The 15002-nt window shown below is 59.8% G+C and carries 18 protein-coding genes and 1 pseudogene; 9 read left to right on the plus strand and 10 right to left on the minus strand.

What is annotated here, in order from left to right:
* Positions 1-2 precede the first annotated feature (2 nt).
* The 5 genes from HJB89_RS07125 (at position 3) to HJB89_RS07145 (ending at position 6290) form a co-directional block, all read left to right on the plus strand.
* The gene (locus HJB89_RS07125; protein ID WP_207584659.1) at positions 3-1175 is read left to right on the plus strand and encodes a glycoside hydrolase family 88 protein; all 1173 of its coding nucleotides are present in this window, start codon (positions 3-5) and stop codon (positions 1173-1175) included.
* A gap of 15 nt (positions 1176-1190) precedes the next feature.
* Positions 1191-2300 carry an ABC transporter ATP-binding protein gene (locus tag HJB89_RS07130; protein ID WP_207584658.1) on the plus strand — a complete coding sequence of 370 codons (1110 nt, stop codon included), beginning with the start codon at positions 1191-1193 and terminating at the stop codon, positions 2298-2300.
* A 20-nt stretch (positions 2301-2320) separates the two neighbouring features.
* On the plus strand, positions 2321-3046 hold the full coding sequence (locus HJB89_RS07135; RefSeq protein WP_207584657.1) for a YesL family protein: 726 nt from the start codon (positions 2321-2323) through the stop codon (positions 3044-3046).
* 40 nt (positions 3047-3086) lie between these two features.
* Positions 3087-4361, plus strand: a complete 1275-nt coding sequence (locus tag HJB89_RS07140; protein WP_221115120.1) for a sugar ABC transporter substrate-binding protein — start codon at positions 3087-3089, stop codon at positions 4359-4361.
* A 78-nt stretch (positions 4362-4439) separates the two neighbouring features.
* Positions 4440-6290, plus strand: coding sequence for a DUF2264 domain-containing protein (locus tag HJB89_RS07145; protein ID WP_207584655.1), 1851 nt, complete (start codon positions 4440-4442; stop codon positions 6288-6290).
* Positions 6291-6456: 166 nt separating this feature from the next.
* On the opposite strand, the gene HJB89_RS07150 is transcribed toward HJB89_RS07145, so the two are convergent.
* Positions 6457-6966: an HIT family protein gene (locus tag HJB89_RS07150; RefSeq protein ID WP_207584654.1), complete on the minus strand. Its 510-nt coding sequence runs from the start codon at positions 6964-6966 to the stop codon at positions 6457-6459.
* Between the two features lie 251 nt (positions 6967-7217).
* On the opposite strand from HJB89_RS07150, the gene HJB89_RS07155 reads away from it, so the two are divergent.
* Positions 7218-7481, plus strand: coding sequence for a hypothetical protein (locus HJB89_RS07155; RefSeq protein ID WP_207584653.1), 264 nt, complete (start codon positions 7218-7220; stop codon positions 7479-7481).
* Between the two features lie 45 nt (positions 7482-7526).
* Positions 7527-7796 (plus strand): cyclase, encoded by a 270-nt coding sequence (locus HJB89_RS07160; RefSeq protein ID WP_207584652.1) that lies wholly within the window; start codon positions 7527-7529, stop codon positions 7794-7796.
* 140 nt (positions 7797-7936) lie between these two features.
* On the opposite strand, the gene HJB89_RS07165 is transcribed toward HJB89_RS07160, so the two are convergent.
* From HJB89_RS07165 to HJB89_RS07200, 8 genes and pseudogenes are all read right to left on the minus strand, one after another.
* Positions 7937-8353 carry an HD domain-containing protein gene (locus HJB89_RS07165; RefSeq protein ID WP_207584651.1) on the minus strand — a complete coding sequence of 139 codons (417 nt, stop codon included), beginning with the start codon at positions 8351-8353 and terminating at the stop codon, positions 7937-7939.
* A gap of 4 nt (positions 8354-8357) precedes the next feature.
* The gene (locus HJB89_RS07170) at positions 8358-8684 is read right to left on the minus strand and encodes a DUF2934 domain-containing protein (RefSeq protein ID WP_207584650.1); all 327 of its coding nucleotides are present in this window, start codon (positions 8682-8684) and stop codon (positions 8358-8360) included.
* A 55-nt stretch (positions 8685-8739) separates the two neighbouring features.
* Positions 8740-9093 (minus strand): hypothetical protein, encoded by a 354-nt coding sequence (locus HJB89_RS07175; RefSeq protein WP_221149390.1) that lies wholly within the window; start codon positions 9091-9093, stop codon positions 8740-8742.
* 130 nt (positions 9094-9223) lie between these two features.
* Positions 9224-9513 (minus strand): annotated as a pseudogene (locus HJB89_RS07180) (hypothetical protein).
* 337 nt (positions 9514-9850) lie between these two features.
* Positions 9851-10129 carry a DUF6522 family protein gene (locus HJB89_RS07185; RefSeq protein WP_207584647.1) on the minus strand — a complete coding sequence of 93 codons (279 nt, stop codon included), beginning with the start codon at positions 10127-10129 and terminating at the stop codon, positions 9851-9853.
* Entirely contained in the window at positions 10123-11310 is a 1188-nt protein-coding gene (locus HJB89_RS07190; RefSeq protein ID WP_221149391.1) for an HPP family protein, read from the minus strand. The genes HJB89_RS07185 and HJB89_RS07190 overlap by 7 nt, the downstream gene beginning before the upstream one ends.
* 65 nt (positions 11311-11375) lie before the next feature.
* On the minus strand, positions 11376-12281 hold the full coding sequence (locus HJB89_RS07195) for a LysR family transcriptional regulator (RefSeq protein ID WP_221149393.1): 906 nt from the start codon (positions 12279-12281) through the stop codon (positions 11376-11378).
* Between the two features lie 172 nt (positions 12282-12453).
* Entirely contained in the window at positions 12454-12672 is a 219-nt protein-coding gene (locus HJB89_RS07200; protein WP_207585205.1) for a hypothetical protein, read from the minus strand.
* On the opposite strand from HJB89_RS07200, the gene HJB89_RS07205 reads away from it, so the two are divergent.
* Together HJB89_RS07205 and HJB89_RS07210 are read left to right on the plus strand one after the other, a co-directional pair.
* The gene (locus HJB89_RS07205; RefSeq protein WP_207584644.1) at positions 12617-12928 is read left to right on the plus strand and encodes a hypothetical protein; all 312 of its coding nucleotides are present in this window, start codon (positions 12617-12619) and stop codon (positions 12926-12928) included. The genes HJB89_RS07200 and HJB89_RS07205 overlap by 56 nt on opposite strands.
* Before the next feature lie 292 nt (positions 12929-13220).
* Positions 13221-14264, plus strand: a complete 1044-nt coding sequence (locus HJB89_RS07210) for a tartrate dehydrogenase (RefSeq protein ID WP_207584643.1) — start codon at positions 13221-13223, stop codon at positions 14262-14264.
* Between the two features lie 63 nt (positions 14265-14327).
* Here the strand turns inward: HJB89_RS07210 and HJB89_RS07215 are convergent, their stop codons facing one another.
* Positions 14328-14996, minus strand: coding sequence for an aldolase (locus tag HJB89_RS07215; RefSeq protein ID WP_207584642.1), 669 nt, complete (start codon positions 14994-14996; stop codon positions 14328-14330).
* Positions 14997-15002 lie beyond the last annotated feature (6 nt).

Below are 15002 nucleotides of genomic sequence, written 5' to 3' on the forward strand. Positions count from 1 at the left end.
CCATGAACGCCATTTCCTCAGTCGCCCCGCAGCCGATCACCGACGAGGAGGTGAAAACCGCGCTCGATCTCGCTGTCGATCAGATCCGGCGCAACCTTCCCGAATTCACCCATGCCGCGCAGAACCATTCGAGCGTCAAGAATTTCTACCCCGCTGTCGCCAACGACCAATGGACAGCAGGCTTCTGGCCGGGAGAGCTGTGGCTCGCTTTCGAACACAGCGGCGAGGCAGTTTTCCGAGATGCCGCGCAGACCCAGGTCCAGTCGTTCCTGCATCGGATCATTAACCGCATCGAGACCGATCATCACGACATGGGCTTTCTCTATTCGCCCTCCTGCATCGCCGCCTGGAAGCTCGTCGGAGACGAGGATGGGCGCCGGGCTGCGATCCTCGCCGCCGACCAGCTGATCGAACGTTTTCAGCCGATCGGCCAATTCATCCAGGCCTGGGGCCGCAAGGGTAAAGCAGAAGAATACCGCTACATCATCGACTGCCTCTTGAACCTGCCGCTTCTCTACTGGGCAAGCCGCGAGACCGGTGATCCGAAATACCGCGAGATCGCGCTCATCCACGCCCGCACCACGCTCGCCAATTCGGTGCGGCCTGACGATTCCACCTATCACACCTTCTATATGGACCCGGTCACCGGAGCGCCGGTGCGCGGCGCCACCAAGCAAGGCTACAAAGACGACAGCGCCTGGGCGCGCGGACAGGCCTGGGGAATTTCAGGCATGGCGCTCTCCTATCGTTACGAGCGGATTGAGGAATATCGCCAGACCTTCGACCGGCTGCTCACCTTCTATCTCAACCGGCTGCCGGCCGACATGGTGCCCTATTGGGATCTCGTCTTTTCGGACGCAGACGGCGAGCCGCGCGACAGCTCGTCGGCCTCAATTACCGCCTGTGGCCTTCTGGAGATGGCCGATCTCGTCGAAGCCGAAGCCGCCGAGCGTTATCGCACGCTGGCGCGGCGGATGATGAAGAGCCTGGCCGACCACTATGCGGTCAAGGATCCCACGATCTCCAACGGCCTGGTGCTGCACGCCACCTATTCGAAGAAATCACCCTTCAACACCTGCCGCGGCGAGGGCGTCGATGAATGCGTCTCCTGGGGAGATTATTATTACATGGAAGCTTTGACGCGCCTTTCGCGCCGCTGGTCTTCCTATTGGTGAATTCAGGAGGACCCGATGGCCAGCATTTCGCTTAAAGAGCTGAACAAATCCTACGGCGCGCTCACCGTCGTCCACGACATCGATCTGGAAATCGCCGATAAGGAATTCATCATCCTGGTCGGCCCTTCCGGCTGCGGTAAATCGACAACGCTGCGGATGATCGCCGGCCTCGAGGAGATCTCGGGAGGAGAACTGAAGATCGGCGGCGACCTGATGAACGACGTCCCCTCCAAGGATCGGGATATCGCCATGGTCTTCCAGAACTATGCGCTCTATCCGCATATGACCGTCTACAAAAACATGGCCTTCGGCCTGCAGCTCAGAAAAGTATCGCGAGACTTCATCGATGCCCAAGTGCAGGATGCAGCCAAGATCCTCGACATCGCCCATCTCCTGAACCGCAAGCCGAAGGCGCTTTCGGGCGGCCAGCGCCAGCGCGTCGCGCTCGGCCGCGCGATGGTGCGCAATCCCGCCGTCTTCCTTCTCGACGAGCCGCTTTCCAATCTCGACGCCAAGCTGCGCGGCACGATGCGCTCCGAAATCACCAAGCTGCATAAGCGCCTCAACGCCACGTTCATCTACGTCACCCACGACCAGGTGGAGGCCATGACCATGGCGGACCGGATCGTCGTCATGAAGGACGGCCACATCCAGCAGGTCGATACGCCGCAGAACCTCTACGATCGTCCCGTCAACATGTTCGTCGCCGGCTTCATCGGCGCGCCGCAGATGAACATGCTGCCCTCGACTGTTCAGCGCCGGGGCGACGGCTATGTCGCCGTCTTCGATGGTCGGGAATTGCCGCTGCCTGATCATTTCGACAAGGGCAGGATCGCACCCTATGAGGGACGTGAACTGGTGCTCGGCATCCGGCCTGAGAATTTTCACGAACTGCCGCCGGCCGACATCTCGGAAGAGAATCTGGCGCCGCTGGATGCGGTCGTGGAACTTGCAGAACCAATGGGCTCGGAAGTGCACCTGAACATGGTGGCGGGCGGCCGCAATCTCATCGCCCGGGTCTCGCCGCGTTTCCGTCCGGCGATCGGCGAGACGGCAAGGCTCGTCGCCGACATGAGCAATGCGCAGCTGTTCGACAAGGAAACGGAACGCTCGATTCTTTACTGAGGCGACTGCGGGAGAAGGCTATGCAGCGGTTGCGGGACATGTGGACGAGGGAGGGGCCGGGCATTCGAAAGGATGCTCCGAAGCGGACCGGTCTTGCCTTGTTTGCCGAGATCCTCGCCCGCGAATGGTGGGAGATGGTCAAGCTGAACGTCCTGTTCATCCTGGCTTCGCTCTTCGTCGTAACGCTGCCGGCCGCGCTCGCCGCCATGGCCCGCGTCTCGGTGGCCTTCGTGGAGGATCGCAACACCTATCTCCTCAGAGAGTTCACCGAAGCTTTTCTGCGCTACTTCTGGCGCGCCACCGCCTGGGGCCTGGCACTGACGGGCGCTCTTGCGATCTGCATCCATGCGATCATGACCTATGCCGCCGGCGCGCGGGATGACCTGTTGCTCGCCGCACCGCTGACGATCGCGCTCGCCGCCGCCGCCTTCGTCGCGGTTTTCGCCTGTCACCTCATCGTTTTGATGGTGATGCGCGATCTGCCGGCTCTCCGGCTGCTGCGGTTGGCTGCGCTCGCCTCCGTCCTCCGTCCGTTCCCGGCGCTTGCAGCGCTTACCTTCGTCGCCACACTGTGGCTGGCGCATATCCTCTTCTATCCGGTTTCCGCCTTCATGCCGGCAACCGTCAATTTTTCACTCGGAATGTTCGCCGTCGCATTCGGCGTCCATCGGGCGGCGGTGTTGGTGCTGGACTTGCCAGAGGCGACGCAGCCGCACCGTAAACCGCATGCACAAGACGCTTCATAAGATATCTGATTCAGAAACGATCCAGGGAAGGAGAACAGCAATGTATTTGGATAAACTCGGGAGGACGATGAAACTTGCCGTAGCAGGTTTCACGCTGGCAGCGGCAACGGCCGGCGTAGCGCTTGCCCAGGACGCGGTGACGTTGAAATGGGCTTTGTGGGACTGGGACAAGACCGCCTATTACAAGCCGCTGATCGAGGCCTATCAGGCCAAGCATCCGAACGTGAAATTCGAGCCGATGGATCTCGGTTCGCAGGACTACCAGCAGATGATTTCGACGCAGCTGACCGGTGGCTCTAAGGATATCGACATCGTCACCATCAAGGACGTACCGGGCTACACCAATCTGGTGCGTGCCGGCAATATCGCCGATCTCAGCAGCTTCGTGACCGAGCAGAAAATCGATCCAACTCCCTATGGCGGCCTGCTCGAGGAACTGACCATCGACGGTAAGATCTATTCCCTGCCGTTCCGCTCCGACTTCTGGATCGTCTATTACAACAAGGACGTCTTCGACAAATCAGGCGTTCCCTACCCCACCAATGACATGACCTGGGCGCAGTTCGACGCAACCGCCGAGAAGCTTTCGGGCGGCATGGGCGCCAACAAGACCTATGGCGCGCTCTTGCATACCTGGCGTTCGACCGTTCAGCTGCCCGGCATCCTCGACGGGAAACACACGCTCGTCGATGGCAACTACGCCTTCCTGAAGCCTTGGTACGAGCGAGCGCTCACCCTGCAGAAAGATGGGGCCATTCCTTCCTACGCCTTCCTGAAGACATCGAACACGCACTATTCGGCGCTCTTCTTCAACGGTACGATCGGCATGCTGCCGATGGGAACCTGGTTCGTCGGCACCCAGATCGCCAAGGTGAAATCGGGTGAATCGAAGAGCAAGAACTGGGGCATCGTGAAGTTTCCGCATCCGGACGGCGTAGCGGCCGGCACCACGGCTGCCCAGATCTCCGGCCTCGCAGTCAACGCCAATTCCGACCACAAGGCTGCCGCGCTCGATTTCATCAAGTTCGTCACCGGTCCCGAGGGCGCTGCAGTCATAGCATCGACGGGCACCTTCCCGGCGCTTAAGACCGCTGACGTCAGCGCAAAGATCGCCGCAACGCCAGGTTTCCCTGAGGACGCGGCCAGCAAGGAGGCTCTGATACCGTCGAAAGCCTATCTGGAGATGGCGGTCAACCCGAACGCTGCCAAGATCGAGGTCGTGCTCAACCGCGTCCATGACGCGATGATGACCGACAACACCTCCGTCGACGACGGCTTGAAGGAAATGACCGAAGGCGTGAAGGCCATCAAGTAGACTTCATGAGATGCCGACGGCCGCGGACCAGGACATGGCCCGCGGCCAATCCTGTTTCAGGAAATTTCCGAGCTGACGATGATATATGATCCCACCGCGGCCAACCCGCTTTCCGGCAATCCTCTGAAGACGCGCGACGACCTGGCGAAGGCCGTCATCGACCTCTTCGCACCGCTTCTGCCCTATTTTTCCGAAGGCGGCGCCCGTGTGCGCCTCGGTGCTACCGGCGCGATCTTCGACCGGGCAGCGGCGGATCTCGAAGGATTTGCGCGGCCACTGTGGGGCATTGTCCCGCTCGCGGCCGGCGGCAGCCATTTCCCGCATTGGGATCTCTATCGGCGCGGACTGTCTAATGGGACCAATCCTAATCATCCCGAATATTGGGGCGATCTTGCCGACCGCAATCAGCGGCTGGTCGAGCTGGCTGCCGTCGGCTTCGCATTGGCGCTGGTGCCTGAACATATTTGGGAGCCGTTGAGCGATAGCCAGAAGAAGACGGTCGCCGCCTATCTCGTCGCGGCACGAGATCTCGAATTCATCGACAACAACTGGAAATTCTTCCGCGTCCTCATCGATCTCGGGCTGGAGCGCGTGGGTGTTGCGTTCGACCGTGGGAAAACCCTGACCTATCTCGACGAACTCGAGACTTTCGATCTCGGCGAAGGCTGGTATCGCGACGGGCCTGTGCGGCGGGTCGATCATTACATCCCCTTCGCCATGCATTTTTACGGCCTGATCTATGCCGTGCTGGCGCGTGGCGACGAGGCGCGTAAGGACCGCTTCCGCGATCGCGCCCGGACCTTCGCCGGGGATATCCGCCATTGGTTCGGCCCCGATGGCGCCGCACTTGCCTTCGGCCGTAGCCAGACCTACCGCTTCGCGGCCGGTGGCTTCTGGGGCGCACTTGCCTTTGCCGGCGTCGAAGCGTTGCCCTGGGCTGAGATCAAGGGCTACTACATGCGCCATATCCGTTGGTGGTCAGCCATGCCGATTGCGGAGCGAGACGGCGTTCTCTCCATCGGCTATGGCTATCCGAACCTGCTGATGAGCGAGAGCTACAACTCGCCCGGCTCGCCCTATTGGGCGTTGAAATTCTTCCTGCCGCTCGCACTTGCGGGGGATCATCCATTCTGGACCGCCGAGGAAGCGCCGCAGCCGGAATTTTCGGAGCCGGTTGCGTTGAAGCAAGCGGGAATGGTCGCCATGCACACACCGGGAAACGTCGTCGTGCTCTCCTCCGGCCAGCAGCACGACAAGATGCGCGGCGCAAACGAGAAATATTCGAAATTCGTCTATTCCACCCGCTACGCCTTCAACATCGAAGCCGACGACCGGAATTTTTCGGCCGCAAGCTTCGACGGCATGCTCGGCCTCTCCGACGACGGCGTCCACTTCCGCATGCGGGAAACCCTCGAGGAGGCGCTGATATCTGGCGATCGGCTCTATTCGCGCTGGCACCCTTGGAGCGATGTCACCGTCGAGACCTGGCTCATCCCCGAAAACCCCTGGCACATTCGCATTCACCGCATCGCCACGCCGCGGGCACTGAGCACCATCGAGGGCGGCTTTGCGATCGAACGCGCGGATTTCAATGCCGACCGATCCGAACAGGCGAAAGGCCGGGCTATCTGGTACGGCCAGACGGACGTCAGCGCCATCGTGGATCTATCGCCCGATCCGAGGGCCGGCCATGCGATGAGCCCGATCCCGAATACCAACCTCATCCACGCCAAGACCCTGCTGCCGCAGCTACGCGACGAAATCAGTCCGGGAACCACCTTGCTGGCAACCGCGGCAATGGCTTTGCCGAGCCGCGAAAACTGGACAAAGGCGCTGGGCAATCCGCCGGCTGGTCCGGATCTTGACGAGCTGGAGCGGTGCTTCCGTGAGAAAGGCGTGCGTGTGCCGGCCTTTGCTCTGTGGATGTAGCTGCAAATCCCGCCGGCGAGCCACTACGGGCTGACGGGATATGACGCGAGTTACGTCGCCCTGGGGAAAACACAGGGCCTGCCTCTGGCGACGGCCGACCGAAAGATGGCGGACGCCGCACATAGCGAAGGCATCACCATCCTTGGACCACTCGAGCGTCGTAAGGCTAACTGTGATTAGTCCGCTCGGAATAGTACGCTTCAGCGATCCGCTGCGCCAGTTCCGCCATTTGATCATCGGGTATCTGCAGAACGCCGTGTTCGGCCATCAACGCGTGGTATTGCTGCTCCTCAAGCGGGACGCCCGAAGGCAAGGGAACGACGTGAAAATGTAAATGGCTATTGGCTTGCTGACTGCCGAGCGAAAGCACATAAATTCGCTCGGCATCGAACACCCTTTTGAGGGCACGCGACAAAATGTGAACCTTCTCCTGTAGTCGCAGATATTCGTCTGCCGATATGTCTCGCGCCAGATCCTCACGGTGCTCCTTCGGACAGACAAGGCAATAGCCGGGCAGAGTGGGATATTTGCTCAGGAAAATGATGGTCTCGTCGTCGTCATAAACGCGATGATGAAAGAAGGCCGGGTCATCCTCGACCAAGCCGCAGATAAAGCATGGCCTTGTTCCGATGCCTTGCACATAGGCTTTGAGATTAAATGGTTCGCGTTCGATCATTCTGAACCTCTGCCATCTCACGCGTGGCTGCGGTCGCGGACCCCGGAACTACCACAAGCCATTCTCGGAAAACTAACGCAACAGTCAAACCCGCTGCCGACCATAGTATATTCGGATTACTCCGGATAATTATATTTATATTTTTGATGCAGCGATCGCAAACGGCCATTCAACGCAATATTGTTGAAATGAAACTCAGTAAGCGTAGTGATGTACTCGGCTTTCATTTTCCAATGCCAGAGGAGAAGGCAATGCCTACAATAATGGCCTATCACAATGTAAAAGACACAAAACACTGGCTCGCTTCACCTATGCGTAAACAGGTATTCGAACCGATCGGCGTCACGAACATTCGCACGTTTATAGACCCCCAAACGTCTAACCGCGTCGGCCTGGTCATGGACGTCGCCGATATGGAAAAGTTGATGGCCTTCATGCAGACCAAGGCAGCTGCCGACGCGATGGCGCATGACGGCGTCTTGCCCGAGAGTCTGGTGCTCCTCGTTCAATCATAACACGCGTCCCGACCAAACCTGAAAAATTCAACGCGGGAGGATGATATGACGACATTATTCGTGCGGCACGAGGTCTCCGACTACGCCGCCTGGCGCAAGATATATGATGGGTTTTCTCCGGTGCAGAAGGCCAACGGGGTGATGGCGCAAGCCGTTTATCGCGCGATCGACAATCCGAACGATATTACCGTCACCCACGAGTTTGCCACGCTGGAAGCGGCTCAGGCATTCAGCAAGCTTGACGAGCTGAAAACGGCGATGCGCACGGGAGGCGTGCTCGGCGCCCCGACGGTGTGGTTTACCAACAAAACGTGAAATGGATTGAAGACTTCGGGACGTTGGCACTCGCGGACACAAGCCGCGGGCCCGTTCTGTCGCATGGCTGACGTGAGCGATCATTCGCTACCGCCGATTGCCGAGCTGGGTGGCAATTGCCAGCGAACCGGGCGAATTTATTACCTGCTCTTCAGCTCGCGCAAGAGATCCAGGCCGCGCTGGTATTTTTCCGCGTTCTTGCCGGCCTGTTCGGCTTGACTGAGATTGTCTTCGAGGTCGGCCTGTTTGACCGGCAGGGCCAGCGGGTTTGATGCCGCACGTCTGACGAAGTCGTCATCCGGCTCGTCCGTCCGCCGCGTCAAAGCATCCACCGCGGAGATAATCCCCGGCGGAAAGCCTTCCTCCCTCAGCCTGTCGAGCGTCCACCCACTTCCCTTCTCGACGACGTCGTGAAGGTAGGCGACCGTTCGCGTCTCGTCGCCGGAAACCAGAAGCGCTACCCGCTGGCAGTGCTCGAAGAACGGCCGGTCGGTCTTATCAGCCTGCCCTTCATGCGCCTCGAGAGCGATTTGGATGGCGTGGTCGAGATGCTGCATGGAATTACGGCCCTTCGGCCTTCCTGATCTTCCGCTGAGACGGCTTTTCGCCTGTCGTCATCTCGATATCAGGCATGGTAGTCTCGGCGGCCCGGCCGGGCTTAGGTGGTTGCCGATCGAGATCGCCGCTCTCACCGGCGCCTTGAAGCAGCGCCGCATCATCCCTGTCGTCTTCATCGAGCAGGTCTTGCAGTGTCTCGTGCTCATCCTCGCCGGCCAGTTCATCGCAGGCTTGCAGCCAATGGCGCTGGTCCGCGCCATCCGGCCGGCCCTCGGCCTCCCAGATTTCGTAGGCGCGGCGACGTATCTGCTCGTGCTTGTCTGTAGCCATGACTTCCTCCGAGCGCATTCGAGTGAGCCGTTCGAATATACGGCCGGACTGCCGCTTAGGGCGTGTTTATGGTAGGAAGAAAATCCTCTACCTGTTTGCGCTCATCCTTTGAAAGGGTCTCCACCCTTTCCTTCCAGAAACGCTCAGCCTCCGGCGGATCCTCATCCCACTGGCGGACATCGGTGATGTTGTCGTCAATTTTTGACCGGCGGCGACCGCCAAGCCTGAGATATTTCTTCGCAAGCTTCAGGCTTGGGGTTTCGGTGTCGCTGTCTTCGTCTATCACCGCGCTTATATTGCTGCGGGCACTCTCCAATGTCCTGCGACGATCGTTCGCGGCCTGCTGCGTATCGGCGGAGCGCGCGTCGTCAGTGCCGCTTTCCGGCGGCACTGCGGATCTGGATACCATACCACTTGTCCTCCCATTCATTCAAAGGATGTTGCAATCCGATAACCCTCGCGGGTAGCGAGAGTTCCCGCCTATTGGCAATGATTTGAGCGGATGATCGAGCAGGAGCACACGGCTGGTAATCCGGCCATCAATGAACGGCCATGCTCACCATCCGATAGGGATGCACAGCCTCGAACTGCGAGATCATCGCCGTGGCCTGGAGCAGCACGCGCTCGGCATTCTCGGGATCGTCACGGGCCAGTTCATCGGCGTTGACCCGGATCGCTTCCGCCATGTTGATGGAAAGTTCTGCAAACTGCGCATCGCCCTCGACAAGGCCTCACGTGCCGTGTCTTCCAGCGTACGAGCGATATCGACGAAGATTTCCTCGCGTTCCTCAATGCTGAGGTCTTTGATTATGTTGGTCTTCTCTTCCATATCACTCACTCCAAAAACGTGTGTCAAAAAGACATCGGCCAAAAGACATCGGCCAAAAGACATGGGTCAGTAACCGAGCTCATCGAGCCTCGATCACCGGGAGCTAATAGCGCTGAAATGTGGATTCGAGCCTGAGCGCAGCTTGAACTCGCCTTTCAACACGGCACCATTCGCCTGGGCCGGGGGCAACTCAACTATCGTCTTTATTTCGAACGCCGGAGTCGATGATCGGTTCCCTGAAGGCGTGCATGACTGTTACGACAGGCGAACGCGGTGAAACAGGTCGGATACGTGACGCGGTCCGACATCTACGCGTCACGCACGATGCATACCGGTGTCAGCGCGGGTGCCGTCCAGAGGGTTTTCCCCGAAGAACGGTCATTTGCTCCTGCTGCACTTCATTTTCATCATTCAGAACGGCTCGCCAAAGCCTGTTGCCGAGCCGAACCGATACCCGCCTGGTGCCCTCATGTTCAGCGGTGCCGATTTCCACGGTGCTGACAACGGAGCCATGCCGCATGTGACGGCGCAGGTCGGCCAGCGACAGCCCGAACCGTTCCGCCAGTTCTGTTGATTCCAAAATGAAATTCCCATTCGGATCGCGCTCGATCAGCACCGGCTATCCTCCAACTGTGCTGCCCGATAGCAGCCGGTTTGCGCCGCCACCCAGGCCACGGCCGGGATCGGGGCGCTGTCCTTCGGTAGCAGCCGCGCCACTGCGCTTAAGAGATCCGTCTGCGATATCAGGCCAAGGATGCGGTAATCGTCATCGACAATGATGACGGCATGCGTACGGCCGTCGCTCAGAACGGGCAATAGCGACAAAGCGGCATCCGAAGGTCTCGCTACCGCCGGCCTCGAGATCGCGCGCGCGATGGTCTCCGTACCTTCGGATAATTCCCGCAAGCCGACGGTGCCGATGAGGCGACCCTCTGGATCTTTCACCGGCAGGGTACGAATATTGTGCTTCAAGAGAAGATGCCGCGCGGCAACCGGTTCTGCAGCTTCGCCAATAGCGATTACGTCACGCGACATGATATCCGCGCAACTGATCTTGTCGTTGGAGCGGATGGCTGCCTGCAGCTCGACCTGTTGCAGCAGCCGGCCGAGGTCCGCCCGATCGACATCGAAGGTTTCGTCGAGCGCTTCGAGGGCGGCATCGACATCCTCCTCACGAAAACCCACCCGCACGGCCGATGGCAGATCGATCGTCTGATGGGTGTTCTCCGCCGGCTTCGGAACGACGTGCGGATAATTCCGCTTGGAAAGCTTGTGGAACAGCAGGCCGAGGCCGACGAGAATGCAGGAGTTCAAAGCGACGGGCACGAAGGGAAAGAGGAAACCCCAGCCGGCAACGACAGGACCGCCGAGCACCGCGGTCAGCGCCGCCGCTCCGCCAGGCGGATGAAGGCAGCGCGTAAAGGACATCGCGCCGATGGCAAGCGAAACGCCGACACCGGTCGCGATGATCGGATCGTGAATGAAGTAGGCGGCAATGATTCCCATGAGGGCGGAAATCGTATTGCCGCCGATGATCGACCAAGGCTGCGCAAGCGGGCTTGCAGGCACCGCGAAAAGCAGCACCGCGGACGCCCCCATCGGCGCGACGATCAAGGGAAGATGCGGCCCCTGCCCGAACAGATAACCGCTGATGACGCCGGTAAAACCAATGGCCAGCAAAGCGCCGACACATGCAATCAAACGCTCTCGTAAGGTCGCGCCGGCCAGAATTGGTGAAAACAACCGGAAGCGACGGAGGCGGCTTAATCCCACCTTCGGGGAAACGGGATACGGCATGACAACACCAATTTTCAAGCGAGGATTATCTGGCGGACTGAGAGAAGAAGAAGAAGAGGGGCGGGCTAGTGTGCTGCCAGCCTGATATCTCTGCCTTTTGTCGCGTTGAGGACTTCATAGAATGCATTGAACGCACTCGGCCGATCATTCTTGCGGTAGACGAGCAGCGTTTCGACTAGCCCCAGCTGGTGGGTCTGAACAGACGTCGGCCAGTGCATGAGGTCGAGAACGGATCTCGGCATCACACCCGCCGTATTCCCGGTCGCCACACTCGCCAAGATCGCGTGGTAGGAGCCTAGTTCGCTCGTCGGCAGGGCGCTCGATTTGCGCGCCCAGTTTTCGGCTATCCTGCGATAGGTGCAGCCAGGCTCCAAAGCGGCAATCGACCCGACGCGCAGGTCGGCAGCGGATTTGACCGCGGGATGCCCGGACGGCAGCACGATCAACAGATCTTCGACAAAGACCGGCTCCATCTCCAGCGCCTTGAGTTCAGCCTCGAAACCCACGTCTTCCCCGCGCATTATCTTGGGCGGGCGGGCAATCAGCGCGCAGTCCAGCACATCGGCCACAACGGCGCGGGCGAGATCGCGGGACGCCCCCATCGTCAGATGAAGCGACACATCAGGCCACATCCGGTTGAACTGCCTCAGCGCCGCCGGCAGCCTGCTTGCCGCCGTGCTCTCCATCGTGCCGACCCGCAATATCCCCGATGGGGCAAGAGGCCGAACGGCCTGGCGCGCTTCGAGTGCCAGCGCCATCAGCCGGTTGGCATAGGCAAGAAACGTCTCGCCTTCCCGCGTCAACGTCATCTTCTTGCCGTCTCGGCTGAACAGGGAAACGCCGAGGTCGTCCTCCAATTGCCGGATGCGCGTCGTCACATTCGATGGCACCCGGCCGACGGCCTTGGCGGCCTTGGTAACGCTGCGGTCGTCGGCAACGGCGAGGAATATCTCGATCGAGGAAAGGTCCAATGAAAGATCTCTGTTCCAGAATTAAGGAGAAGGATAATTCTCTATATAAAAATCATTGTCCCAGCTCAAGCCGGTTTCGGCATCGGACGAAAAAGCGAGCCGGAAATCCGGATGGCCTGTTTTGAGGGCTCATCGTCCACGCTCCAATCCCCAACGCGATCGCCACTGAATGTCACGCCATCCGCGAACCGACCAAGCAGGCGAATGCCGAAAAAAGGATCGCTACGCCGCGGAAATAGCCATTAAGCAGCGGCACTGCCCTGCCGTACGGCGATTGCGGCTGGCATGGCGCTTGCATCTGCAAGTCCATCTGCAGATCGATCGGCGACGACCCCATGTTGCACCTTGTCTTGACCTGTCTTCTTTTGAGCGTCGCTTCAGGCTTGAGCATGCGGCGTTTCCTTCTACCATATTTCCCAGGCGGCGATCTCGCCGAGAAAGCTGCCCCTGTGACAATCGTCGCAAGTGCCGTCTTTCTGGCGACAATCGCTTTCACTGTCTCCGATCAGGATCTTTGGGCAAAATTTGTCATCGTGATGCTCGGCCTTTTATTGGCGGCCATGTTCGACGATGCAAGGCCCAAGCTGACGATTGCCCTCTCCGCCGTCAGTTTGGCGACCTATCTCGGGCTGCGTTCGATTATCTGAGCCGCCCGGCCTCAACGGGGACACTGCAGCCTTATTGGCGGTATCGTGCGCTCGGAAACTTTTCCGCCCGGACCGGAACAGGCCGCTCGATACAATTCACTGGCGAGGCCGGCGCAAACACAACAATCGACCAAATCTCGGTCACTTTCGGCAAATAAAGCCTGAGCCTCCCTCTAAAGTCATTGCCGAGCGACCGCAATACGCCGTCTGGGATCGGCAAGGTCCCGGCCGCGAAGCCCAGTTCGCCAACAGCAAGAGCAAGCGTGTGCTCATCAGCCTATGAGGACCTGCGATGAAGACCTACAAGATCGCCCTTCTGCCCGGAGATGGCATTGGCCACGACGTGACGGAAGCAACCTGGGCCGTACTCGAAAAGGCAGCTCAATCGAACGGATTTTCTCTTGATGCAACCAGCTATCCCTGGTCCTGCGACTACTATCTGGCGAACGGCAGCATGATGCCCGGCAATGGCATCGAAACGCTGAGATCCTTCGATGCCATCCTGCTCGGGGCGGTCGGATGGCCTCGCAAAGTGCCGGATTCCGTTTCATTGCATGGGCTTCTGCTGCCGATCCGCAAGGCTTTCGTGCAATATGCCAATATCCGCCCACACCGGCTGCTGCCGGGTGTGCAGGGACCGTTGCGGTCGGAGAACTTCGACATCCTCTGCATTCGCGAAAATACCGAAGGCGAATATTCCGGCGCCGGTGGCCGTGTTCATCAGGGGACCGACAGCGAGGTGGCAGTGGAGACCTCGATCTTCACCCGCAAAGGGGTCGAGCGCATCCTGAGGTTCGGTTTCGAACAAGCCCGTGCGCGCCGCGGCAAGCTTGCCTCGGTGACAAAGTCCAACGCGCAGAAATATTCGATGGTTTTCTGGGACGAGATCACCCACAGGCTTTCCGCTGAATATCCCGATGTCGAGGTGACCAGCTACCATATCGACGCCATGGCCGCCCGCATGGTCATGGCGCCGGAAAGCCTCGATGTGGTCGTCGCGTCCAACTTGTTCGGCGATATCCTGACCGACCTTGGCGCCGCCATCCAGGGCGGGCTCGGCTTCGCGGCCTCCGCCAACATCAATCCCGATCGCTCGGCGCCGTCGATGTTCGAACCGGTGCACGGCTCGGCGCCGGATATCGCCCATCTCGGCAACGCCAATCCGATTGCCGCCATCTGGTCGGGCGCAATGATGCTGGAGCATCTGGGAGAAACGGCTGCTGCCGGAGAGGTAATGGCCGCAATCGAGGCGACGACGGCACGCGGCATCGGCGCAATTCCCGGCAAGGACAAGACGGACGCGATCACGGCATCGGTGCTGTCTGCGCTCGATTAGAGCAGAGTACCGACAAGGGTGAGCGGTTTTCGCGCCCTAAACTCAGAATCTTGTTCTAGCCGTTCAATGGTCGTCGTGATCGTGATGCGAAGGAAGGTCGAGGCCAAACGTGTCGACCAAATCGGTCACCTGCCCGGGGCTGAGGTAACGGGGATTGAGATTGCGCAACAGCAGATAGAGCTTCGCCGTTTCCTCCAGTTCCTCGGTCGCAAAGACCGCCGCCTCCAGACTGTCACCGGCAACGACAGGTCCGTGGTTGGCCAGAAGCACCGACGAATACTTGCCCGCCAGTCCGCGGATGGCGTCGGCCACCGCTGGATCGCCGGGACGGTAATACGGCACCAGAGCGGTTTCACCGGCGCGCATGAGATAATATGGCGTCATCGGCGGCAGGGCGGCGCGCGGATCGATCTCCGGCAGCATGGTCAGCGCCACCGCGTGGGTGGAGTGAAGATGGACGATGGCGCGGGCGCTGCCGCGTGTATCGTAGAGAGCAGTGTGCAGCGGAATTTCCTTGGTCGGCTTGTCGCCGGACAAGAGCCGGCCTTCGGCGTCGAGCCTGGAGATCCGTGCCGGATCGAGAAAACCGAGCGAGGCATTGGTCGGCGTGACCAGCCAGCCACCGTCATCGAGCCGCAACGATATGTTGCCCGAAGATCCGGGCGTCAGTCCGCGCTCGAACAGCGAGCGGCCGTATCGGCAAATTTCTTCACGCTGGCGCGCGTCGGACATGACACT

Source organism: Rhizobium sp. NZLR8, assembly GCF_019685025.1.
Taxonomy (GTDB): Bacteria; Pseudomonadota; Alphaproteobacteria; order Rhizobiales; family Rhizobiaceae; genus Rhizobium.

Bases quoted from the DNA above. Each gene is read 5' to 3' on its own strand.
- HJB89_RS07175 (WP_221149390.1), bottom strand. From the start codon at position 9,093: ATGGTATCCAGATCCGCAGTGCCGCCGGAAAGCGGCACTGACGACGCG.
- HJB89_RS07205 (WP_207584644.1), top strand. From the start codon at position 12,617: ATGTTGCACCTTGTCTTGACCTGTCTTCTTTTGAGCGTCGCTTCAGGC.
- HJB89_RS07170 (WP_207584650.1), bottom strand. From the start codon at position 8,684: ATGGCTACAGACAAGCACGAGCAGATACGTCGCCGCGCCTACGAAATC.
- HJB89_RS07215 (WP_207584642.1), bottom strand. From the start codon at position 14,996: ATGTCCGACGCGCGCCAGCGTGAAGAAATTTGCCGATACGGCCGCTCG.
- HJB89_RS07210 (WP_207584643.1), top strand. From the start codon at position 13,221: ATGAAGACCTACAAGATCGCCCTTCTGCCCGGAGATGGCATTGGCCAC.
- HJB89_RS07145 (WP_207584655.1), top strand. From the start codon at position 4,440: ATGATATATGATCCCACCGCGGCCAACCCGCTTTCCGGCAATCCTCTG.
- HJB89_RS07155 (WP_207584653.1), top strand. From the start codon at position 7,218: ATGCCTACAATAATGGCCTATCACAATGTAAAAGACACAAAACACTGG.
- HJB89_RS07190 (WP_221149391.1), bottom strand. From the start codon at position 11,310: ATGCCGTATCCCGTTTCCCCGAAGGTGGGATTAAGCCGCCTCCGTCGC.
- HJB89_RS07125 (WP_207584659.1), top strand. From the start codon at position 3: ATGAACGCCATTTCCTCAGTCGCCCCGCAGCCGATCACCGACGAGGAG.
- HJB89_RS07200 (WP_207585205.1), bottom strand. From the start codon at position 12,672: ATGCTCAAGCCTGAAGCGACGCTCAAAAGAAGACAGGTCAAGACAAGG.
- HJB89_RS07165 (WP_207584651.1), bottom strand. From the start codon at position 8,353: ATGCAGCATCTCGACCACGCCATCCAAATCGCTCTCGAGGCGCATGAA.
- HJB89_RS07135 (WP_207584657.1), top strand. From the start codon at position 2,321: ATGCAGCGGTTGCGGGACATGTGGACGAGGGAGGGGCCGGGCATTCGA.
- HJB89_RS07160 (WP_207584652.1), top strand. From the start codon at position 7,527: ATGACGACATTATTCGTGCGGCACGAGGTCTCCGACTACGCCGCCTGG.
- HJB89_RS07150 (WP_207584654.1), bottom strand. From the start codon at position 6,966: ATGATCGAACGCGAACCATTTAATCTCAAAGCCTATGTGCAAGGCATC.
- HJB89_RS07130 (WP_207584658.1), top strand. From the start codon at position 1,191: ATGGCCAGCATTTCGCTTAAAGAGCTGAACAAATCCTACGGCGCGCTC.
- HJB89_RS07140 (WP_221115120.1), top strand. From the start codon at position 3,087: ATGTATTTGGATAAACTCGGGAGGACGATGAAACTTGCCGTAGCAGGT.